The following is a 22243-nucleotide window of genomic DNA, read 5'->3' as shown; positions in this document are numbered from 1 at the left end:
GTGATAAGATGGCGACGTGATGAAATTGAGCGATCTGAAAAACTGGACAAATTACTGGGAACAGCTTCGCACGGCTTTGCTGGAACCCAGAGTCGACGAAAATTTGCTGGAAGCCTCTTTGCGTGAAGCGCGCGCGAAGATGCCGATACCAGTGCTATGGTTGTTGGGCAAAACACAGGCCGGCAAGACCTCAATTATCAGGGCATTGACAGGTAGTCCAGCGGCTGAGATCGGTAATGGTTTTCAGCCATGTACCCGCAATTCCCGTTTTTATGATTTTCCAGTCGATATACCGATCGTCAGGTTTCTGGATACCCGCGGCTTGGGTGAAGTTTCTTATGATCCGGGTGACGATATTCAATATTGCGAGTCTCAGGCGCATTTGTTGGTTGCTGTCATGAAAGTGGCTGATATCAATCAGGACGCAGTGTTTGAGGTGTTGCATTCTATCCGTCGGCGGCACCCTGAGTGGCCTGTATTGATCGTACAAACGGGTTTGCATGAACTTTATCCCAGCGAATCCGGCCATGTGCATCCTTGGCCTTATGATAATGATCCATTGCCGGAAGCGGTTCCGATTGATTTGCGTCGTGCTATGCAGGCACAACGTAGCGCTTTGGGACAATTGCCCGGTTTTGCTGCCATACATTGGGTAGCGGTGGATTTAACGTTGCCTGAAGATGGATTTGAGCCACCTGATTACGGACTGGAAGCGCTGTGGCAGGCCATTGAATCGCTGACTTCTTTAGGTCTGCAACACCAGCTAAGTGGCGATAAGGAGATTCACGATCTATATGCCCGCACAGCGCATCAGCATATTGTCGGTTATTCGCTGACAGCGGCAGGATTGGGCGCTTTGCCTGTGGTTGACCTGGTTGCCGTGACGGCTGTACAGACTAAACTTTTGCACAGTCTTGCAACCTTATACGGTCAGTACTGGGATAAAAGCACAATCTCAGAATTTTTGAGCTTGGTAGGTGCGGGAATCGCTTCCAGTTTTCTTACGCGCATGCTGAGTCGCGCGGTGGTCAAGGTAATCCCATTCTGGGGGCAAACGGTGGGTGCGGTATGGGGTGCCAGTTCCAGCGGCGCGACTACTTATGCGTTAGGAAAAGCTGCTATCTATTTTTTTGCTAGACGTAAAAATGGCTTGAATGTTGATCCTGAAACATTACGCAGAATTTATGCGGAGGAGCTGAAACAGGGTGCCTCCGTACTCAAAGATCGGTTACGGGATCATCCCAAATGAAGAAACCGGTTGCAGCCGTTGATCCGTTACGATTATTGGTTGCCATTCTGCTGCTTTTGCCGCTGCTGGCATTAATGGGTTTCGGCATGCTTTGGCTATGGCAAAGCGGATACCTGCTGTATTGGCTGATTGCGATGGTGGTGTGCGGTGTTCTGGGCTATGGTTTGCAACAGTTGCTGGTGCGGCAGGAACGTCAATTATTAATGAATGCGGCTACTGAGCCCAATCCTGAATGGCCACCCAGTGCAGATGCGGTATGGCAGCAGGTTGAAGCGCTGTCTGCAACCTGCAATCCGGAGGACTGGCCGCTTGAAGATGGCAGATGGATATGGGATTTGGGACAGAAAGCGTTGGAAACAGTGGCGCATTGCTATCACCCAGAAGTTGACAAGCCTCTCTATGAGCTGACCGTGCCGCATACTTTACTGATTATTGAGCGGGCAAGTCGCGAGCTGCGCAGAGATATCGCAGAAAAAATACCCTTTAGCAATCGTCTGACGGTAGGCGATTTATTTCGGATTCAACGTTGGAAGGTTAAGGCAGAAAAAGCATTCAATATTTACCGCGCGGGCAGTATCCTGATTAATCCGGTGAATGCCTTACTGAGCGAAGCCTGGCGACATCTGCGCGAGCGCAGCTTTGATCAGGCCAGAAATGAATTGCATCGCTGGTTTTTGCGGGCTTATGTGTGCAAAGTGGGTTATTACGCTATTGATCTTTATAGTGGGCGTTTGGCGCTTGGCGATGAAAATTATGCTGAATCTGTAACACCGGAATCCAAGGCAGATCTAGAGCAGACTGAGCAAACAGCAGAAGCGACGAATGAGCCATTGCGGATTCTTGTTCTTGGGCGCTCCAATTCAGGCAAATCAAGTTTGATCAATGCCTTGTTTAGGGAGCTTAAAACTGTCACTGATGTGCTGGCGGGCACTACCCAAGCGCTGGAGCCATTCGTATTGTCACGTGAAGGATTCACCCAGGCACTGATCTTCGATAGCCCAGGTTGCGATAGTCCGTTTTTTGATAGCAAGCAAATGCTGATAACGGCTGGCAGCGCAGATCTGATCTTATGGGTCAGCCCGGCTAATCGCCCGGATCGGCAAGCTGAACGGCAATTTTTGGATGCCTTGCGCAGCTACCAGGCTGCACGAATGGATCGGCGCTCTGCGCCGTTGCTGGTTACTGTTAGTTTTGTGGATCGGCTGCGTCCGGCGAATGAATGGCATCCGCCCTATGATTTGACCGACACAACGAATATCAAGTCGGCTAATATAACCGCCGCCGTGCGAGCGATTGCTGCTGATCTGGCGGTGCCGGCCGAACAGGTTATTCCTGTCTGCTTGTTGGAGGGTAAAATTTATAATGTGGTGGATACGCTGTGGTCGGCTATTCTGAACCATCAGGATGAAGCGTTGAGAATCCGCTTGATGCGTTGTTTGGATGCCAAAAAAAGAGCGGAAGACTGGGTCTTGCTGCGTCGCCAGATGGCGGGAGCAGGGCGGTTTTTGCGTGATTTGCCGGAGATGCTGGGCAAACGTTCTGAACACTAACTGGTTTTGCTATATTTTATTTAATCTGGACATTCCATCATTTGATTAATGTGGATTGGATCAATTACTCGTTGGGTTGATAAGTGAGTCGTGTTTTACCTATATTTTTTTGTGTCTTGTTATTAAATCTTATATTGATAGCGATTTTTCCGAGTTGCGCCCAAGCCCAATACTGGTGGAATGCGAGCCGCGAACCGGTCGGTATAGCGCCGGATCCCGCCACGAATCCTGAGGCGATTATTCAGGTTTATGGCGCGCGCGCATTTGGCTGGCGCGGCTATTTTGGAATTCATACCTGGATTGCGGTGAAGCCTTCGGGTGCTCAGTCTTATACTATTTATGAAGTGATCGGATGGTTGCGGCGTAGCCAGAGGTCGGTATTAGCGGTTTATGAAAATGCGCCTGACCGGCGCTGGTACGGGAATGTGCCCGAGATCCTGGCAGAGAAAAGAGGCGATGGCGTGGATGCGTTGATCGAGAAAATTGATCTGGCGGCTAATCGTTACCCTTACATGAAAGATTACACCATGTGGCCGGGACCGAATTCGAATACTTTTACCGCCTGGGTTTCACGAGCGGTACCGGAGCTGCAGTTGGATTTGCCGCCTACGGCGATTGGCAAGGATTATCTGGGTTACCGGTTTATATCGCATGCTCCAAGTGGCAGTGGTTTGCAGATTTCATTTTTTGGCTTGCTGGGTGTGTTGATTAGCGCGGTGGAAGGAATTGAATTCAATTTTCTGGGTTTGTCTTTTGGTATTAATTGGAATCCCCTCGCCATTAAATTGCCACTGCTGGGACGCATTGAATTGAATCCATGGTCATGGCCGGTAACCGAGAATTGATCGGAGTCTTGCCATTCTTTGCCGCAGATATTTAATTGATAATTATTCTTATTCATACTATAGTATTTGCCAGTGATTAATTCAATTGATGAAACTTTTTCCCCGGAATTTCTCTCATGACGAGCTCAAATTTAAACCGTTTTCTTATCTTTGTTTCTTTGCTTTTTTCGTTATTTATTATTCATCCAGCGCATGCCAATGAAGTGGTTGTTTATTCGGCGCGAATTGAGCAACTGATTAAGCCGATGTTTGATGCTTTTACCCAGGAAACCGGGATTAAAGTTAAATACACCACCGACAACGAAGGTGCGTTGCTTGCCCGGCTGGAGGCAGAGGGTAAAAATACACCGGCAGATGTGTTAATAACTTCGGACGTCGGTAATCTCTGGGCAGCTGCACAGAAAGGATTGTTAAAACCTGTTAAATCCGAGGTGCTTGTGGGTAATATTCCAACGCATTTACGCGATCCTGAGAATGAATGGTTTGGGTTGTCAATACGCGCCAGGACTCTGGTTTATAACACCAAAAAAGTAAAGCCCGAGGAACTTTCAACCTATGAAAATCTCGCCGATCCCAAGTGGAACAAACGGCTTTGTTTACGCACTTCGAAGAAAGTGTATAACCAGTCGCTTGTCGCTATGATGATTGCTGAACATGGCGAAGCTGAGACAGAGAAAATTGTTAAGGGTTGGGTGGCTAATCTGGCAACCGATCCGTTATCTGACGATACCCGGGCATTAGAGTTTGTGGCTGCCGGAAAATGCGATGTGACTTTGGTCAATACTTATTATTTTGGCCGCTTAATGAAACAAGATCCCAAGTTGCCGTTGGCGATTTTCTGGCCCAATCAGGATAACAGTGGCGTGCATGTCAACATCTCAGGTGCGGGAGTCACGCGCTATGCCCGCAACGAACAGGCTGCCATTAAGTTGTTGGAATTCTTGTCATCCGCTAAAGCGCAGAATCTTTTTGCTGATGTGAATATGGAATATCCAGTTAATCCTCAAATTGCGGCTGATCCGTTTGTCGCAACGTGGGGTGATTTTAAGCAAAATCCAATGAATCTGGCTAAAGCTGGAGAATTGCAGACGACTGCTGTAAAACTCATGGATCGCGCAGGATACCGGTAAAACAGTGTGAGTAAGGCGGTACATGCGGTGGTAGCAAATCAGTTTTCTGAAGACGCAAGTTTTTTTCTGTTCTGTTTTTTTTCAAACGTTTGATGATCATCTGGCGCTGGGTACCTTTTGTCGCCGCTGCATTGGTACTGGTACCCGTTGGCGTGATTTTTTCATCCGTATTGATGCCGGCAGGTGAGATTTGGCGGCATCTGGTTGAAACCACACTGATTTCCTTGTTGCTCAATACGTTTTGGCTGGTGTTGGGCGTAATCGTTGGGACGGCACTATTAGGTATCAGCCTGGCCTGGTTTACCGCTGTTTATGAGTTTCCCGGACGACGATTTTTTTCATGGGCGTTGTTATTGCCGATGGCGATTCCTGCCTATGTGACAGCATTTGTTGCACTGGGTCTGTTTGATTTTACCGGCCCGATACAAACTACATTGCGTGCCTGGTTGGATTCTGATCTGTCCTGGTTTCCAGATATACGCGGCAGGATGGGCGTTATCATCGTCATGACCCTGGCTTTTTATCCTTATGTCTATTTGCTGGCACGGAATGCTTTTTTGAGCCAAGGCAAGCGTTCATTAGAAGTTGCGCAATCACTCGGTTTCAGTCGCAAGCAGGGTTTCTTCAAAGTAGTGTTGCCGATGGCGCGTCCCTGGATAGCCGGAGGTATCATGCTCGTATCAATGGAAACATTGGCGGATTTCGGTACCGTCGCAGTGTTTAATTACAATACGTTTACCACAGCTATCTACAAAGCGTGGTTCAGCATGTTTTCATTGCAAGCAGCGTCTCAACTTGCCTCTCTATTGATTGTTATGGTTTTTATTGTGATTGTGCTGGAGCAGCAGTTCAGATCGCGTATGCGTTATGCGGAAACCAAAAGCAGTGCGAAAGCGCAACGTATTCAATTGGCAGGTTGGCATAATTGGATGGTTACCGGTTTTGTAGTAAGCGTATTGTTTTTTGCATTTTTTCTGCCTGTTGCGCAATTGGGTTATTGGTCCGTGCAATCGTTTGCGCAGAACTATGATGTGGGTCGTTACCTGGAATTTCTCTGGCACTCCCTGACTTTATCCGGTCTGTCGGCTTTGTTGATTTGTCTGGTTGTAATTGCTATGGTTTATGCGCTGCGGCGTTATCCTGATTCCGCTACGCGTTATGCAGTGCGTGCTGCAACCATTGGTTATGCATTACCTGGCACAGTATTGGCAATTGGCGTATATGTGCCGCTGGTCTGGCTGGATGGTCAGCTTAGCGAATTGGCGTTACACTGGTTGCAAATAGAAACAGGTCAGTTGATTCAGGGTACATTAGCCATTATGTTGATTGCTTATTTGATCCGATTTATGGCCGTGAGTCATTATCCTATTGATAGCGCAATGCAACGGATTACGCACAGCATTGATGAGGCGGCGATGAGTTTGGGCATACATGGCTGGGCGATGATCAGAACAGTACATATTCCAATATTGAAGCCGGGTATTTTTACCGCCGCCACCCTGGTGTTTGTCGACGTGATGAAGGAGATGCCGATTACCTTGATGACCCGTCCATTTGGTTGGGATACGCTGGCTGTCAGAATTTATGAATTGACTTCAGAAGGCCAGTGGGAGCAGGCGGCTTTACCTGCGGTTACGCTGATATTGGCCGGACTAATACCGATATATTTATTTATGCGTCAAACTGAAATTTAGGTGATGACTAAGATTTTACTGCAACTGAACAATGTCCGGCAAGCTTATGGTAAACAAGCCGTAATTAGTGATTTAACCCTTTCTTTGCAGAAAGGACAAATCGGTTGTTTGTTAGGGCCGAGTGGTTGCGGTAAAACCACGGTGTTACGTTGTATTGCAGGATTTGAGTCGGTGTTGGCAGGGGAAATTTACCTCAACGGTGTTTGTGTCAGTAGTACAAAGGTCTTTGTGCCACCGGAACAAAGACGAATCGGCATGGTTTTTCAAGATTATGCTTTATTCCCACATCTTGATGTGGCCGCCAATATCGGCTTTGGTTTGCATCGTTTAGCCAAGAGGGAACGTGAGCGACGTGTTGACGAGTTGTTGCATGTGGTGCATTTGACAGAAGCTTCTAGAAAATATCCGCATGAATTGTCAGGTGGGCAGCAACAAAGAGTGGCGTTAGCGCGTGCATTGGCACCCAAGCCAGAATTGCTGTTACTGGACGAGCCATTTTCCAATCTGGATATCAGTTTGCGTGAACGCTTAAGCATTGAGGTGCGTGAAATTATTAAAAATCAATGTACTACAGCTATTCTAGTTACGCATGATCAAGCCGAAGCGTTTGCGATAGCTGACGAAATTGGCGTCATGCATCGTGGCGAGATTCAACAACTGGATACTGCTTTCAATTTGTATCATCGCCCTGTGAATCGGTTTGTTGCCGACTTTATTGGACAAGGTGTATTTCTCCCTGGCAAAGTGATTGATGCCCGACAGGTTGAAATTGAACTTGGCGTTTTACAGGGTGAGACTTTACATAAACATGCGAGTGGTAGTATCGTGGATGTATTGTTGCGGCCGGATGATATCGTGCATGACAACACTAGCGCTTTACAGGCTACTATAGTGAGCAAAGCGTTTCGTGGTGCTGAGATTTTATATACTCTACGCCTTGCTGGTGGTGATCGAGTACTAGCATTAGTACCCAGTCATCATAATCATGCCGTGGGCGAGAAAATTGGTATCAAGCTTGAAGTTGACCATATTGTGGCATTTCAACAATTGGAGTTATGAGTCTTGATTTTGAACCGATTTTCTAGACAAACTTTATCAGATTGGTTTTTTAAACAATTTTTGAGCTAATGCTACTTCCCTTTTAATAGTTTTTTCTATAGCATAATCAAATTGGTATTAATACCTTTCTTTTGCAGCTTTATTCCAGGCAATCACGTAAACCAGTCTCAGAAATAATATTGAGGCTACTATTCCAAAAACTAAATAATTTTATTGAGGGTTTTTATGAGTCAGCATATTCATTACGTTACAGATGCTAATTTTGAAACAGAAGTTTTACAATCTACCACGCCTGTATTAGTTGACTACTGGGCCGAATGGTGTGGCCCTTGCAAAATGATAGCGCCCATACTTGATGAAATCGCGAGTGAATATGGAGAGCGACTTAAAGTGGCTAAATTGAATATTGATGAGAACCAGTTAACACCTCCTAAATATGGCATTCGTGGTATCCCAACATTAATGATTTTTAAAAATGGAAATATTGAAGCAACAAAGGTGGGTGCACTATCAAAATCGCAGCTAACGGCATTTATTGACAGTCACATTTAAACTCGCTAGTCTAAAAGACAGATAGATTTGTGGACTATGTATTGAAAAAGACTACATCACAACTTTTTTTATTATCCCATCTGTAACATTTTTCCTTTCCAGTATCTTTACTTTATTCCAAAGTATTCTTTTTTTAAGAGCTTCCTCATGCGCTTATCTGATCTAAAAAATTTACATGTCACTGAATTAGTAAAAATGGGCATCGAATACGAAATTGACGGTGCCAATCGAATGCGTAAACAAGATTTAATCTTTGCATTGCTTAAGAGCCAGGCACGCAAGGGTGAGAATATTTATGGTCATGGGACACTAGAGGTGCTGCAGGATGGATTTGGTTTTTTACGCTCTCCAGATACTTCATATCTAGCCGGTCCGGATGATATATATATTTCACCAAGTCAAATCCGACGTTTTAATTTGCATACGGGTGATTCAATCGATGGCGAGATTCGTCCGCCAAAAGATGGGGAGCGTTATTTTGCGCTGGTGAAAGTTGATAAAGTTAATAACGAACCGCCAGAAAATTCTAAACAGAAAATACTCTTCGAGAACTTGACGCCGCTGTTTCCTGATGAACGATTGATACTAGAACGAGATATTAAGGCTGAAGAAAATATTACCAGTCGTATAATCGATTTGATTGCTCCCATCGGCAAGGGTCAACGCGGATTGCTGGTGGCTAGTCCAAAATCAGGTAAAACCGTTATGCTGCAACATATTGCGCACGCCATTGCGGCTAATCATCCGGATGTAATTCTGATGGTGCTGTTGATAGATGAGCGCCCTGAAGAGGTAACGGAAATGATTCGGTCTGTCAGGGGGGAGGTAATTTCTTCCACTTTTGATGAATCTGCCGCACGACATGTGCAAGTAGCGGAAATGGTCATTGAGAAAGCCAAACGCTTGGTCGAGCACAAGAAAGATGTTGTAATACTCCTTGATTCTATTACAAGGCTGGCTCGTGCCTATAATTCCGTGGTGCCTGCCTCTGGTAAAGTGCTGACTGGTGGTGTGGATGCAAGCGCTTTACAACGTCCCAAGCGATTTTTTGGCGCTGCTCGAAATATAGAAGAAGGCGGATCATTGACTATTATTGCAACCGCATTGATTGATACTGGATCACGAATGGATGACGTGATTTACGAAGAATTCAAAGGCACCGGTAATATGGAAATTCATCTTGATCGCCGTATGGCTGAGAAAAGAGTATATCCTGCAATTAACGTGAATCGGTCAAGCACACGTCGTGAAGAATTATTAATTGCTGCCGATGTTTTACAGAAAATATGGGTTTTACGTAAATTGCTGCACCCAATGGATGATATGGATGCAATGTCGTTTCTGTTGGATAAAATCAAGGGAACCAAAAACAATTCTGATTTTTTTGATTCAATGAGACGGGTATAGATGAGATGATCTGTCGCAAAGTTTTCGCATAAACCAGCAAATACGCTTCTTTGGGCCACCTTATCTGGATAGCGAATAGAACTGTGCCGCGAGAGTGACGGCCACTGCCCAGAATGATTTGAATCCCCGCATTTGTCTGTGATTGGTTTATTTGTTTTATCGCACGGTGATCTTGCTCCACGACATTATTCAGATACTTTGCCTGTCGAAGTTCAATGCATGCCTCATTGTCAGTGTTGTATTCTTCTATCGCCGCGGTGTTGGCCTGATTCCTGTCGGTGGCCCAATCAGTGCACCCTGCGTGTCCAGTGCTTTGTTGATTAGAAATCTGCCTGCTGATTACGATTATGGGTGTGTGTGTGTCTGCGCCGGACCGCGAGACAGCAGCGTCGAAGGTTCCGCCCCGGTCATGATCAAACAGCCGGCCAACTGCCAGGATAGGGGATGTCACAGTGCATGCGGATACTGTTAATGTTGGCTTTTCAACTGTGTTTAACGATGATTAATAGAAGAGTGGTATAAGAGTATAATCAAGTTAACCGTTTCTTGACGACTATAGCAGAATGAATAGTTCGCTGATCCTGCAAAAACGTTACCGATTTAATCGAAACCATTCGGATCTATCATCCATTTATATAAGAGCTAATCTGGCAGTGCTCCGTCGCAGGAATATTCAGATTTTCATCTTGCAACGTACAGCCCAGTCAAAAAGTCGGCTGCCTAAGAGCCAGCGTGAAATAACCGCAGTTCTGGAATCGCCAGGTACTGCGTGGCGCATGGGTGGGAAAGAAGCTTTGGCTGCTTTGAGTACGGCCTTGGCGATGATCTCTGGTCCAGGCGCTATGGCTTCATCCTTCAGTAGGCGGGGGAGGGCATCCAGCAATTTCTGATAAATGGGCGGGTGCTCGACTGTTTTGAGTAATTCAAATTCTTTTTCGGCAAATTCGGTTTTTATCAACCCTGGTGCAATGACGACAACATTTATTCCAAACTTCATGACTTCGCCACGCAAGGATTCAGATAATGCTTCCACGGCATGTTTTGAAGCAGCGTACCAACCAAAGCCCGGGATCGAAATTTGACCCAGTATCGATGCAATGTTGATAATGATCCCGGAATTCTGTGCGCGCATGTGCGGGAGTACGGCTTGCATAAAGCGTGCGTAGCCGAAAACATTGACCTCAAACTGTTCATGCGCAGCTTCCATTGAAACGCATTCGACAGCACCTAATTGTCCATAACCAGCGTTGTTGACAAGTAAGTCAATACGACCTTTTGTAGTCATAACATGATCGATTAATATTTTTATAGCATTTGCATCCGTTACGTCTAAACAAATGGGTTCTATATTTTCCGAACGTATTTGTTCGAGCCTATTCATGCGTCGCGCCATGGCGAAAACGTAATAGTTATTGTTTGCTAGAAGTTCTGCAGTTGCTTTTCCAATACCACTGGATGCGCCAGTAACTAGTGCAATGGGTTTTGTCATTAATGTACTCACATAATATAGATGTCTGCCGGATCGTGCCGTAGATAGCGAAGTAATACTGTATCACTACGTAGCATAATTTAATCGGTAATCGTGGAATCAAAGTGTATCACTGATGTTGGTAAGCTGACGCATTACGCATCGCGCAAAGGGCGAGAGAATACATTCGGTGGAACTATACGTGAAAATTGGACGAGCAGTTGCTTTATGGTAGTTAAAAATGCTCGAAACATTTGTCAAGACTGGTTTCGGTAAGAATTATTTCGACACCAATCTAGCCAAAAATCTGTAAGTACACTGCTCATGCCTCATCTTGTCACACAGTTACTTAACCTGACAGTGCCTCCAAAACCATCTGTCAAGTAATCAGGCTATTTTATCCAACCTTCATGGACGGGATACAATTGATCAATTTCTCAAATTCATTTTCAGGAAGAGGAAGAGAATAAAAATGACCCTGTGCATAATCGCATCCAAGTTCAATTAACAAATCTTGTTGTTCCCGTGTTTCCACACCCTCGGCAATAGTCTTGATATTTAGCTTCTGAGCCATCAGAATAATTGCTTCAACTAATGCGGGATCAGTTGTATTTTTGGTCAAATTGCTTATGAAAGAACGATCAATCTTGAGATAGTCGATATCAAAAGCTTTGAGATAGGATAACGAGGAGAAACCAGTTCCAAAATCGTCGATAGAGACATCAATCCCATTGTTATGAAACTCCAGTAAACAGTCTTTAATTTCAGCAGTGTCTTTTAACAACAAGCCTTCGGTAATTTCCACATTAATACAATTCCCAGGCAGTTTCAGTCTGGTCAGTTTTTCAGACCATAGCTGTTTGTTGGCATGTTTAAACTGAGCTGGAGATTTATTCACGCTGACTTGAATAATATGGCCAAATTGCTCATGCCATTTTTGAATATGCACGATAACTTGATCAAATACCCAATCGCCAATTTCATGAATTAAACCACTTTCCTCTGCAAGGGGAATAAAGGAAGCAGGATTAATCATGCCACGTTGTGGATGCTTCCAACGAAGCAAGGCCTCTGCTTTAACGATACGGTGATCTGTTAGCTTCAAAATTGGTTGATAGTAGACATGAAGCTCATTGCGTGTCAGTGCCTCTCTAAGATCACGCATAAGTGTCATTTTTTCATTTACTTTCTGTTGCATGGCAGCAGTAAAGTAACAATAACGTCCGCGTCCCTGCTGTTTTGCAACATACATTGCCTGATCCGCATGTTTCATTAAGCTTTCCATGTCTGCACCGTCTTCCGGAAATACCACAATACCTATACTGGTTGAGATATGATAAAGAGTTTCATTTTGATTAAATTGGAATGGTTTGCCGAGTTCTTGAATAATATGTTGAGCAACTATTTCAATACAGAGTTTGTTGTTGATCTCCGGTAAAATAACGATAAATTCATCTCCACCTAGTCGAGCTACGGTATCTATTTCACGCATACATGACTTGATGCGATTTGCGGCTTTTTTAAGCAATTCATCACCTGCAGCATGCCCGAGCGTATCATTAATTTCCTTGAAATGATCCAGATCAAGGAGACACAATGCCAATGGTAATTTATTACGGTGAGATTTTTTGATTTCCTGCGCCAACCGATCCTTGAATAAGTTGCGATTGGGTAAGCCCGTAAGCTGATCGTAATTAGCTTGAGTTAGGATTAGCTCATCATATTGTTTTTTCTCAGTGATATCTGAAAATTGTGCGACATAGCAATAGATATCTCCATTGGGATGACGAATAACGCTGATGCTTAACCATCGGGCATAAATAATGTCATCCTTATGACGCTCCCATATTTCACCTTGCCAGTGATCGGTTCGCATAATTGTTTGCCACATTTCCTGGTAAAAATTTTTGTCGTGGCGTCCAGAATTTAAGATTCTGGGGCTCTTACCCATTACATCTGATAGTTCGTAACCTGTCATATGGGTAAATGCAGGGTTAACGTGCCTTATAATATTATTTTCATCAGTTACCATGATCGCCTCTCCGCTTGATTGATAAATCGCGCTAGTTAACGACATGAAATCATCGGATTGCATGTGACTGGTAATGTCACTGTTCGTGCCGACCATATGCAAGGGTTTTCCAGAAGCATCGGGTATTACGGTGGCAATGACATGGATGTTATGAATCGTTCCATCTGGCCAGCAAACACGAAAAACGGTATCGAGCTTTTTTTCTCCACACAACGCCATTTGGATTTCTTTCTCGGCTCGCTGTAAGTCATCTGTATAAACAGCTGAACTCCAGTCCTTGTAGACACCACGGAAGTTATCTTTCGAGATGCCATACAGAACAAACATCTGATCGTCCCAAACCAATTTATCCTGGACGATGTCCCAAATCCAGATGCCCACACCGCTGGCATGCCTGGCTAGTGACAAATGTTTGATGATCTGGTTAAGTGTATCCTCTGTTTGTCTGAATTGTGTGATATCGGTGGAAATCCCATACAAGCCTGTGATTTGGCCTTGATCATCACGTATCGGTTTCTTAATCGACTGGTAAATTCGCATTGCGCCAGTCGATTTGATAATAACCCTTTCTTCTTGCTTTACGGTTTCTCCAAACTCAAGTACGAGATTGTCATTATGTTTTAATTGATCTGAAGTTTTCAAATCAAAAAAATGGTGATCACTTTGACCAATAATATGTTCAGGAGGTATGCCAAAAAGATCTTGAGCGCTCTCATTTACATAAGTGTACCGCCCCATTCTGTCTTTCATATAAGTGTAGGAAACAACCTGGTTCGTGAGCGTTTTTAGCTCAACCATCGTGTTTTTCATTGAAATTTCTGTATTACTTGTTGCAGAATTTGTGTGGGATTCAGCTGAGGTTGCTGCTGTTTTTTTAAGAAGAGTGGGTTTTGTTATATTTTCTGATGACATGGCTTACATTTATTTACCTGTATAGATAATATTTTGAACAAAGCCTATTATTTGTAGTGCTCATATAGAGTGAATTTTAAATATTAAGTATTTTGTTGTTGCCATACAACACTATTTTTTTCTATACCTCTAGCACGGAGAGTTACAAACACATATCATTAAAATCGTTGCTCAATATAAATGTTTTTACCCTCCTAGACAAGGAGCTAGAACCTATAAGTCGTTTTTTAGTGTGTAGGACTGGAAGCATAGGCAAGGTGACAGGGTCGGATATGGCAAACGCATTGATTACGTCGTCTGGATTGGCAGTGCGTCACAGATACTGATTTTTACGCTCGATCGAGGGGGTTCACTTCATTAAGCTACCAGCGGTTTTCTAGAGGTAAAATCATGGATCGAAGTCATTTAGCGTTAATTCTGCCGAATTTTTGCACCTAAGCAAGCACAATCTCATAAATTAGAATCACCTCATGCGAAGTCATGATTTTTCAGTAACACGCTAACTTATAGCGAAGGGGAGATAAAGTCATGCAAATTAATTAATAACTGAAGAAGGGAAGTGGTGACGATCTGGCGGCTTTGATGGACTCATGTCGCGATTAGATCCTGGCTTATAGCCACTTAACCTGAAAGCACTTTCATCCAAGCTCAAAAGTTGTTACACCGAACAATCGATTTATGGGTAAATTAGGGTTCTGACCTTTATACATCCGTGCGGTTTCGAACGAAATTGTCATATTATGCCGCTTCACTAAATCTAACGCTGCCTCATTTGGTGCCGGTATATCCAGAAAAACGGAAGAGCCTTTTGAGGCATGTGACCTTAAAGACAAGAAGAGATGTTCAGCATATTCAGGGCTGTCGGCAAATAATGGTCCTATCTTGTAGCCGTTGTGGCAGAGCCGCATAACTCCATAACCGGCCAGTTTATTGTTGCTTAAAATGCCTAATGCAACACTTTGTGACTGATTTATCCAACATCTCAGAAATTCTCTACGCTTATCAGGAAAAAAAGGTTGGTCATAGGTGCAAATATCATCAAAAGTCAGTGTGGACAATGGCACGATATTCGAATTAAATGGATAATATTCTCCCCCGGTTCCCTGATATCGAGCATTATTATGAGCAAATATAAATCCTGACTTCCTGTAATTGTCCTGCTGTCCGATTACGCCATCAAGCCCAATGATGCGGTTACCCAGTATTTCTAATCCAGCTTTCCATATCTGAATGCCGTAGCCTTTACCTCGATATTTCGGTTTGACAATGTAAAGACCCACAAAACCAAAGGATTTACCATACCTTACAGATGAGATTGTTGCAACCGGCTCATTATCAAGTAATCCGATAAGAAAACCGTTCGGATCGGCAGCGTAAAAACAATCCGCATCATGAAACCCCGGATTCCATTCTTCCTCGACAGCCCAATCAATGGCAATATTTACATCTTGACGAGTCATCGTTTTTATTATCAGGCTGTTTTTTTGCATAATTTTTCAATGGGGTAATGTGCAAATTACTATCTTTAAGGTAGTGTCAAGTTAACTGTTTCTGGACGATAATAACAATAAATAATTCAACGATTCTATACAACTAATGCCATCAATTTCTATCCCGAATCATACAACATGTAGCGGGAATATCAGCCAGCAACTATAAAGATTTGCGACAAAGGGGTTTTTCGTGGATCAAAGATTGCTTGTCAGCATAAAGACAATAATTCCACTGTAGTGTGCCTTGCGAGAGTTAACCTAGCAATGCCAATTTTGGTAAATAATGCGGTAAAATCTGTTAAATGTAACCCTAATCAGCAAAATGCACGGCATTGCCGCCGTTTTTCTTAACGACATACATCGCTTTATCGGCTTGACGTAACAGGTGTTGCTCATCAGTTCCATGCCGCGGAAACAGAGCGATACCGATACTGGGCAATATCTGTCGTTGACTGTTGATCAATGTAAACGAAGATTGAAGTGACAGCCGTATTTTTTCCGCTATCTGCGACACGACACTATCGTTGTCAATATGCTCCAGCAGAATGACAAACTCATCGCCGCCAAAGCGGGCGATTGTATCTGTCTGACGTAAACACGTCTGCATACGCTGCGCTGCTTGCCGCAACAATAAATCGCCTTCGCTGTGACCACATTCGTCATTGATCTGTTTGAACTTATCCAAATCGAGATATAACAAGGCAAGTATGCCCTGATCGCGCCGACTCCGTGCCAGCGCGGATTGCATGCGATCGTGAAACAGTTCTCGATTTGGCAAACCGGTTAAGCGATCATACAATGCCATTTGCTGTAACCGCGCCAGCATTTGTTTACGTTCAATTGCCAATGCGATCTGCGTGGAAACAAATTCCAGTACATCAATCTCCATAGTGCTGTATGTGGGTTTGTTGATGTCATTCTGTAAAATGAGAGTACCAATTATCGCCTGATGAGATTTTAGCGGTACACTCAGCCAGTTAAACATAGTACCCGCCACGATTTTTTGCAATGCAGATGGTTGTTCTGCCTGATTATCGGGTATCACCAACAGGGTTTCTCCACTGCGGATTACTTCATCGCACAAAATTGCAATATCAATTTCATCAATGCTTGACTTAATAGTACTGTACGGAAAATGAACCTTGTTGTGTTCATTGTCAAGCAGGGCGATGGCGAAATGCTGTGCCGGCATCAGGCAGGTAATAATCTGATGTATACTGCGATACAAGGCCAATAAGTCTTCGGCCGCAAAGGCTGCTTCAGAGATCGCAAATAAAGCCGTCTGTCTTGCTTCAGTCTGCTTGATTTTGGTGATATCTCGCGCTACAGCAATCCGACGCTGATCAGTTTGCGATCTGCGCGCCGACCAAAGCAAGTGTACTGTCTGTCCATCTTTCCGGATATAGCGGTTTTCAAAATCAACTTTGATTACTCCGTTGTTTATTTCACTGGCTGTTTGTAAAGTGCGCTTACGATCATCCGGATGCACCAGTTCAATCATTGATCGCCCCAGCATCTCCTCTGATGTGTATCCAAAAATACGTTCGGCACTAGCACTGACAAACTCAAAACGACCATCTTTATCTACCACGCAAATGGCATCGAGCAGTAAATCAATATAGTTAGTCAGCGCTTTGTAGCTGTCAGTTTTCATAATAGAAATTGTTACTGGCCCAGACCATATGGTTCAATTGCTCAATTGACGGGGTGTTTGTATCAAATTGGATTTGATTCAAATTCTTACGCTTGCAAAGTTTGCAAAGGAATTTTCTCATTGCAGAGTTTGTTCTGATGAGTTTTATTCATTATTGTGATAATCATTCCATCTGTCCAATCCAGTTTTGTAATGGGCTAAGTGGGAAGTTACTATCGCTATACATAATTCTGAGTGTTTTTTTAAAAAATCGGAAGTACTTCAAAGTTGATGAAGTGAAGCATATCTTAATTCAGGTTATTGCCTGCTCAAATTAAATTAACGACAAACTGTATTACAAATGAAGTATTTTAGGGTTGATTTATTTATTGTGTTTATTTACTAATAGAATAGTGCAAAGATATCGGTACAAAATTCATGAATATATTATGCCGAATCGCTCATTGAGTGCTTGCAAACCACTATTTCTAATATCTCAATTAATGATGTCATTAAACAAGATAGTTAGAGTTGCTCAGTTTTTACATATAGTATGAAAGCACGCAGGTCATAGAGATAATTCTCGAAATAGGCGCCCTATGACAGTTAACCTGCATATCAAATTCATGGAGATAGTATTTTTCATGGTTTTCCTTCTTGAACTGTGATGAAATAAATATTCTTCGATCTTCTGCTACCCCATGCCGTTCCGTCATTTTTTTGCGCGTAAAATGTCTTTCTATTTGAATACTTGTGTATATTGATGGCGGTGACATCGGTCAACGCCGTTCGTGCGCTGCGGAAAACGCGAAATCAGTTTTCGTTTAACTTGCCATTCGCCTAAAAGCATGTGAGATGAATTCGAAGTTCAAGGATGGCGCTGTCAAATGAGCTTTAATTTTACTGTTAAGCGCCTCGTGAGAGTTAATTTGGCAATAAACTTAAGTATATTTTATCCTATTCATCGTCATTATTAGCAACAGAACTGTTTGTTTTCCTCATACTCTAACTCAGGAATAGTTCCAAATTGAGCTATTGAAGTCTAGCCAAAATAAATTTGAGTATTTTGATATTTCATTGCATTGGTCGGGCTTTAAATTGGATGGTATACAAAATGGTTAGCAGAAAAACAATCGAAAGAATGATAATTAGCATACACATACATTGTGCAGCGCTTAAATATAGCATTATTTTTCTGGCCATTTTTTGTTGGTCGTCTTTATTACTTGCACAAAGTAGTAACCATGCCCTGTGGCTAAATATTGACGGTGCCATTGGTCCTGCCAGTCATGACTATCTGCAACGCAATTTTCATAAGGCTATTGAACAGAATGCCCAGATTATTATCATTCAGATGAATACACCCGGTGGCCTGGATGCCTCAATGCGCAAAATCATTCGGGATATTATTGCCTCACCTGTTCCTGTCGTCAGCTTTGTGTCGCCAAGCGGTGCGCGTGCAGCAAGCGCCGGGACATACATTCTTTTTGCCAGTCATATTGCCGCTATGGCTCCTGCAACTAATTTAGGCGCTGCAACGCCTGTACAAATCACTGGATTTCCTCGGAAGAATACATTTGATGACCAACAGGAAGAACGCGGTGATCAGGCACCTGAAGCGAAAGATCCTATGACGAGTAAGCTCATCAATGATGCTGTGGCATACATCCGTGGGCTTGCACAGTTACATGATCGTAATGCCGAATGGGCTGAGAAAGCTGTGCGTGAGGCTGACAGCTTGACATCAGAAGAAGCATTGAAAGAGGGAGTGATTGATCTGGTCGCAACCAGTATTCCAGATTTGTTGTCCAAAATTGATGGACTTACAGTTCGCGTTTTGGGAGAGGAAATAACATTATCAACGAAGCATATTTTATTACAGCACCAAGAGCCAGATTGGCGGACACGCTTGCTAGCGGTGATTACCGATCCCAATGTAGCTTATATTTTGCTGCTTCTCGGCATTTATGCCGTGATATTTGAATTTTCTAACCCAGGCATGGTGTTTTCAGGTGTTATTGGGGCTGTTTGCTTGTTGCTGGCCTTGTATGCATTTCAGATACTACCCGTTAACTATGCTGGATTAGCATTGATATTACTTGGTATTGTCTTTATGCTGAGTGAGGCATTTGTGCCGAGCTTTGGAGTGCTCGGCATTGGCGGGATTATTTCTTTTGTTTTCGGATCTGTCATGCTATTGGATACAGAGATACCAGGTTATGGCGTTTCTATTCCGCTTATTGCTACATTTGCATTATTAAGCGCAGCCTTCTTTATGCTGGTATTGGGAATGGCAATAAAAGCCCGGCAACGGCCTGTTGTCAGCGGAGTGGAACAACTTCTGCATAGTACCGGAGAGGTGCTTGATAATTTTGACCGTCAGGGCTGGATTAGAGTGCATGGTGAATTATGGGAGGCGCAAACTAACGCACCATTGAAGCGTGGACAGAAAGTTCGGGTAACGTCATTAAATGGTTTAGTGCTGAACGTAGAGCCCCTGGATGCAATTCAGAACACATAAAGGAGAACCAAGATGGATTTAGTCACTGTTGCTTTCTTTATTTTAGGAATCACTATTCTCTTTCTGGCGAGTGCCTTAAAAGTACTGCGTGAGTATGAGCGTGGCGTAGTGTTTCAATTGGGGCGATTCTGGATGGTTAAAGGCCCTGGGCTTATTATCGTTATCCCGGTAATCCAAACGATGGTTCGCGTTGATCTGCGTACCATCGTGATGGATGTGCCGAGCCAGGATGTTATTTCGCGTGATAATGTATCAGTGAAAGTTAATGCGGTGCTTTATTTCCGAGTTATTGACCCGGAAAAAGCAATTATACAAGTTGAAGATTACGATGCTGCAACCAGTCAATTGGCACAGACTACTTTGCGCTCTGTACTTGGTCAGCATGAGCTGGATGAGATGTTGGCCAGTCGCGACAAGCTCAATAGCGATATTCAAAAAATTCTTGATGAACAAACGGAATCCTGGGGTATCAAGGTAGCCAATGTTGAGATTAAGCATGTCGATCTCAATGAAACAATGATCAGAGCAATTGCAAAGCAGGCAGAAGCTGAACGTGAACGCCGGGCAAAAATTATTCATGCCGAAGGTGAATTGCAGGCATCCCAGCACTTATTGGAAGCGTCACAAGTGTTAGCCAAGCAACCACAGGCATTACAGCTACGATATTTGCAAACACTTACGGAAATTGCAGGTGACAAAAGTTCGACGATTGTGTTTCCTTTGCCAATGGAACTTATTGCGCCTCTCCAAAGAATTCTTGAAAAGGAGATGAAAAAGGAAGAGAGAGGTACGGAAAGTTAACTGTACGTGGACGACACAATTGCGAGATGAATAATTCCGTGACCTTATACAAACGTCATTTGATTTTCATCCGAAATCTACCGCTCGCAAAGTGGCTCTATTATCGATTTAACTCAGCTGTCGTGAGATTTGAATCTACTTTAAGATCTATTAAGACTCAGTTGTTATTTCTTGGTTATGTATCGAGTAGACATGATAGAGATCTAGGACAAGGGTTTTTGCGTCGTGGAAAAGAATTGCGCAGGGTATAATGACAATAATCATAACGCAGAACATCTTTCAAGCGTTGACTTGGCAATAACATTTTCTTTCGTAAACTCTTTTTGTTGTGCTGAGTGCTAAGGTAATAAACCCAGCGCTAAACGTCATTGAAGTTCACGTAATGAGCGATAATGTTTCCTTGCTTCTTCGTCCTTCAGTGTGTCATTTATTTCACGCAGGACACTTTGAATACTAACGGGTTTCTCATTATGCTCGAAGTGGCCGCTCAAAACAGTTTCTGGATGTAATTGTCCGTTTTGGTAGAGTGACCATATCTCCATGCCATAACTGGTGGCTAGTAATTCGGGTGCAAATTGACCGAAGTAAATAGCCAAGTTCTCGACATCACGCAGCAGCATTTTACAGGCTTGGTTGTTTGCAGCCGCATCAATAGCTTGTGGCAAGTCAATGATAACTGGCCCTGTGTTATCGACTAGCACGTTATATTCAGACAAATCACCGTGAATAATCCCGGCACAAAGCATGCGCACCACCTGCGAAACGAGTATGTGGTGATATTCGCGAGATAATTCTGCAGTCAGAATCAGATCGTTGAGTCGCGGAGCTGCGTTACCTTGATCGTCTGTCACCAAATCCATCAGCAGTACGCCTTCATGGAAATTATACGGCTTAGGTACACGCACACCTGCAGCAGCAAGTCGATACAAGGCATCTACCTCAGCATTCTGCCAGGATTCTTCCTGTGCCTTGCGTCCATATCGAGTCCCTTTTGCCATGGCACGAGCTCGACGGCTGTTTTTTACTTTGCGGCCTTCGATGTAATCCGTGCTTTGGCGAAAACTGCGCTTGTTGGTTTCTTTGTATACTTTGGCGCAGCGAATTTCATCTTCACATCGAACAATATAAACCGAAGCTTCCTTGCCACTCATTAACTGACGAATAACTTCATCCACAAAGCCATCCTGAATCAGTGGTTCAAGTCTTTTGGGCGTTTTCATTGTCGAAATCCTGTGCTTATATATAGATACTCATAGCTTAGAAACAATTTAAAACACCTGTATCGGAATAAAGAGGAAACGGGATTGGAACTAAGCCATTCAAAGTGTTTTGTTTTATATGGTAACGACTAACCAATATCTCAATAGTAATTCATATTCTACAGATTGTGTTGTCGTTCTCGAAGAGGCGTTAATAGCGATGCAAGACCATTGTGATCCAGTTCATGCATCAATGCCAAGAGTTTTCCTATTTCGCCAGGTGGGAATCCTTGGCGAGCAAACCAGTTAAGATAATTTCCTGGCAAATCAGCGATCAATCGTCCTTTATATTTACCATAAGGCATGACTCGGGTCACTAATAGTTTTAAATGCACAGGATTCATGGTTATCGATAAATATTTCTTTGGATCATGTGCTTGTGAACGAGGTCTTCAGCAATTCACATAAATGCATAATGGATAGGTTGCGGGTATATTAAAGATTATACATCGTAATATCGCGAAACATTTTTACAATCTATTGAAGGATAAACTTTATTTAGTATTAGCCAGCTATTAATGAGACCTGAGACAAGAAGCCTTTACATTTTTGAAAAGTATTACGTTAGTATAAAGAAGCTATATCTAGCGTAAGACACCTTGCGATGGTCAACTTGGCAATATCGATGTTCCTCATTG

17 protein-coding genes are annotated in these 22243 nt (G+C 43.4%); 10 read left to right on the top strand and 7 right to left on the bottom strand.

Going from position 1 to position 22243, the window contains the following annotated elements; translation table 11 throughout:
- Positions 1 to 19: 19 nt before the first annotated feature.
- The 8 genes from C7H79_RS00135 (at position 20) to rho (ending at position 9486) form a co-directional block, all read left to right on the top strand.
- Positions 20 to 1249 carry a YcjF family protein gene (locus C7H79_RS00135; protein ID WP_106705273.1) on the top strand — a complete coding sequence of 410 codons (1230 nt, stop codon included), beginning with the start codon at positions 20 to 22 and terminating at the stop codon, positions 1247 to 1249.
- Positions 1246 to 2799 carry a GTPase family protein gene (locus C7H79_RS00130; protein WP_106705272.1) on the top strand — a complete coding sequence of 518 codons (1554 nt, stop codon included), beginning with the start codon at positions 1246 to 1248 and terminating at the stop codon, positions 2797 to 2799. Before C7H79_RS00135 ends, C7H79_RS00130 begins: the two co-directional genes overlap by 4 nt.
- Positions 2800 to 2882: 83 nt before the next feature.
- Positions 2883 to 3644 carry a DUF3750 domain-containing protein gene (locus C7H79_RS00125; protein WP_242447046.1) on the top strand — a complete coding sequence of 254 codons (762 nt, stop codon included), beginning with the start codon at positions 2883 to 2885 and terminating at the stop codon, positions 3642 to 3644.
- A gap of 116 nt (positions 3645 to 3760) precedes the next feature.
- Complete coding sequence (locus tag C7H79_RS00120; RefSeq protein ID WP_106705271.1) at positions 3761 to 4774, top strand: Fe(3+) ABC transporter substrate-binding protein; 1014 nt, start codon at positions 3761 to 3763, stop codon at positions 4772 to 4774.
- A 92-nt stretch (positions 4775 to 4866) separates the two neighbouring features.
- Positions 4867 to 6468 (top strand): ABC transporter permease, encoded by a 1602-nt coding sequence (locus C7H79_RS00115; RefSeq protein WP_106705270.1) that lies wholly within the window; start codon positions 4867 to 4869, stop codon positions 6466 to 6468.
- 3 nt (positions 6469 to 6471) lie between these two features.
- Positions 6472 to 7527, top strand: a complete 1056-nt coding sequence (locus C7H79_RS00110) for an ABC transporter ATP-binding protein (protein ID WP_106705269.1) — start codon at positions 6472 to 6474, stop codon at positions 7525 to 7527.
- 225 nt (positions 7528 to 7752) lie between these two features.
- Complete coding sequence (gene trxA, locus C7H79_RS00105; RefSeq protein ID WP_106705268.1) at positions 7753 to 8079, top strand: thioredoxin TrxA; 327 nt, start codon at positions 7753 to 7755, stop codon at positions 8077 to 8079.
- 147 nt (positions 8080 to 8226) lie between these two features.
- Positions 8227 to 9486: a transcription termination factor Rho gene (gene rho, locus C7H79_RS00100; protein ID WP_106705267.1), complete on the top strand. Its 1260-nt coding sequence runs from the start codon at positions 8227 to 8229 to the stop codon at positions 9484 to 9486.
- Here the strand turns inward: rho and C7H79_RS19365 are convergent.
- From C7H79_RS19365 to C7H79_RS00075, 5 genes are all read right to left on the bottom strand, one after another.
- Positions 9434 to 9937 carry an IS6 family transposase gene (locus C7H79_RS19365; protein WP_172592309.1) on the bottom strand — a complete coding sequence of 168 codons (504 nt, stop codon included), beginning with the start codon at positions 9935 to 9937 and terminating at the stop codon, positions 9434 to 9436. The genes rho and C7H79_RS19365 overlap by 53 nt on opposite strands.
- Before the next feature lie 222 nt (positions 9938 to 10159).
- Complete coding sequence (locus C7H79_RS00090) at positions 10160 to 10975, bottom strand: SDR family NAD(P)-dependent oxidoreductase (protein ID WP_106705266.1); 816 nt, start codon at positions 10973 to 10975, stop codon at positions 10160 to 10162.
- Positions 10976 to 11351: 376 nt separating this feature from the next.
- Positions 11352 to 13784 (bottom strand): sensor domain-containing protein, encoded by a 2433-nt coding sequence (locus tag C7H79_RS00085; protein ID WP_172592308.1) that lies wholly within the window; start codon positions 13782 to 13784, stop codon positions 11352 to 11354.
- Between the two features lie 752 nt (positions 13785 to 14536).
- Positions 14537 to 15388, bottom strand: coding sequence for a GNAT family N-acetyltransferase (locus C7H79_RS00080; protein WP_106705264.1), 852 nt, complete (start codon positions 15386 to 15388; stop codon positions 14537 to 14539).
- A 313-nt stretch (positions 15389 to 15701) separates the two neighbouring features.
- The gene (locus tag C7H79_RS00075; protein WP_106705263.1) at positions 15702 to 17045 is read right to left on the bottom strand and encodes a GGDEF domain-containing protein; all 1344 of its coding nucleotides are present in this window, start codon (positions 17043 to 17045) and stop codon (positions 15702 to 15704) included.
- Between the two features lie 1120 nt (positions 17046 to 18165).
- Between C7H79_RS00075 and C7H79_RS00070 the strand changes: the two genes are divergently transcribed.
- Both C7H79_RS00070 and C7H79_RS00065 read left to right on the top strand, forming a co-directional pair.
- A complete protein-coding gene (locus C7H79_RS00070; RefSeq protein ID WP_106705360.1) occupies positions 18166 to 19545 on the top strand; it encodes an NfeD family protein in 1380 nt (459 codons plus the stop codon).
- 12 nt (positions 19546 to 19557) lie between these two features.
- Positions 19558 to 20346, top strand: coding sequence for a slipin family protein (locus tag C7H79_RS00065; protein ID WP_106705262.1), 789 nt, complete (start codon positions 19558 to 19560; stop codon positions 20344 to 20346).
- A gap of 365 nt (positions 20347 to 20711) precedes the next feature.
- Here the strand turns inward: C7H79_RS00065 and C7H79_RS00060 are convergent, their stop codons facing one another.
- Positions 20712 to 21566, bottom strand: a complete 855-nt coding sequence (locus C7H79_RS00060; protein WP_106705261.1) for a PA4780 family RIO1-like protein kinase — start codon at positions 21564 to 21566, stop codon at positions 20712 to 20714.
- A gap of 158 nt (positions 21567 to 21724) precedes the next feature.
- Positions 21725 to 21949 carry a DUF3820 family protein gene (locus C7H79_RS00055; protein ID WP_106705260.1) on the bottom strand — a complete coding sequence of 75 codons (225 nt, stop codon included), beginning with the start codon at positions 21947 to 21949 and terminating at the stop codon, positions 21725 to 21727.
- Positions 21950 to 22243: the final 294 nt, after the last annotated feature.

Origin of the sequence: Nitrosomonas supralitoralis, from assembly GCF_003011925.2 — a bacterium.
Classification (GTDB): Bacteria; Pseudomonadota; Gammaproteobacteria; order Burkholderiales; family Nitrosomonadaceae; genus Nitrosomonas; species Nitrosomonas supralitoralis.
The sequence above is the reverse complement of the archived record's forward strand: the minus strand, read 5'-3'. Positions and strand labels throughout refer to the sequence as shown.

What these genes read in the sequence shown, in the direction of transcription:
- C7H79_RS00080 (WP_106705264.1), bottom strand. Translation starts at nt 15,388, where the DNA reads ATGCAAAAAAACAGCCTGATAATAAAAACGATGACTCGTCAAGATGTA.
- C7H79_RS00120 (WP_106705271.1), top strand. Translation starts at nt 3,761, where the DNA reads ATGACGAGCTCAAATTTAAACCGTTTTCTTATCTTTGTTTCTTTGCTT.
- C7H79_RS00090 (WP_106705266.1), bottom strand. Translation starts at nt 10,975, where the DNA reads ATGACAAAACCCATTGCACTAGTTACTGGCGCATCCAGTGGTATTGGA.
- trxA (WP_106705268.1), top strand. Translation starts at nt 7,753, where the DNA reads ATGAGTCAGCATATTCATTACGTTACAGATGCTAATTTTGAAACAGAA.
- C7H79_RS00130 (WP_106705272.1), top strand. Translation starts at nt 1,246, where the DNA reads ATGAAGAAACCGGTTGCAGCCGTTGATCCGTTACGATTATTGGTTGCC.
- C7H79_RS00065 (WP_106705262.1), top strand. Translation starts at nt 19,558, where the DNA reads ATGGATTTAGTCACTGTTGCTTTCTTTATTTTAGGAATCACTATTCTC.
- C7H79_RS00075 (WP_106705263.1), bottom strand. Translation starts at nt 17,045, where the DNA reads ATGAAAACTGACAGCTACAAAGCGCTGACTAACTATATTGATTTACTG.
- C7H79_RS00135 (WP_106705273.1), top strand. Translation starts at nt 20, where the DNA reads ATGAAATTGAGCGATCTGAAAAACTGGACAAATTACTGGGAACAGCTT.
- C7H79_RS00085 (WP_172592308.1), bottom strand. Translation starts at nt 13,784, where the DNA reads ATGGTTGAGCTAAAAACGCTCACGAACCAGGTTGTTTCCTACACTTAT.
- rho (WP_106705267.1), top strand. Translation starts at nt 8,227, where the DNA reads ATGCGCTTATCTGATCTAAAAAATTTACATGTCACTGAATTAGTAAAA.
- C7H79_RS00060 (WP_106705261.1), bottom strand. Translation starts at nt 21,566, where the DNA reads ATGAAAACGCCCAAAAGACTTGAACCACTGATTCAGGATGGCTTTGTG.
- C7H79_RS00070 (WP_106705360.1), top strand. Translation starts at nt 18,166, where the DNA reads ATGATAATTAGCATACACATACATTGTGCAGCGCTTAAATATAGCATT.
- C7H79_RS00055 (WP_106705260.1), bottom strand. Translation starts at nt 21,949, where the DNA reads ATGAATCCTGTGCATTTAAAACTATTAGTGACCCGAGTCATGCCTTAT.
- C7H79_RS00115 (WP_106705270.1), top strand. Translation starts at nt 4,867, where the DNA reads ATGATCATCTGGCGCTGGGTACCTTTTGTCGCCGCTGCATTGGTACTG.
- C7H79_RS00110 (WP_106705269.1), top strand. Translation starts at nt 6,472, where the DNA reads ATGACTAAGATTTTACTGCAACTGAACAATGTCCGGCAAGCTTATGGT.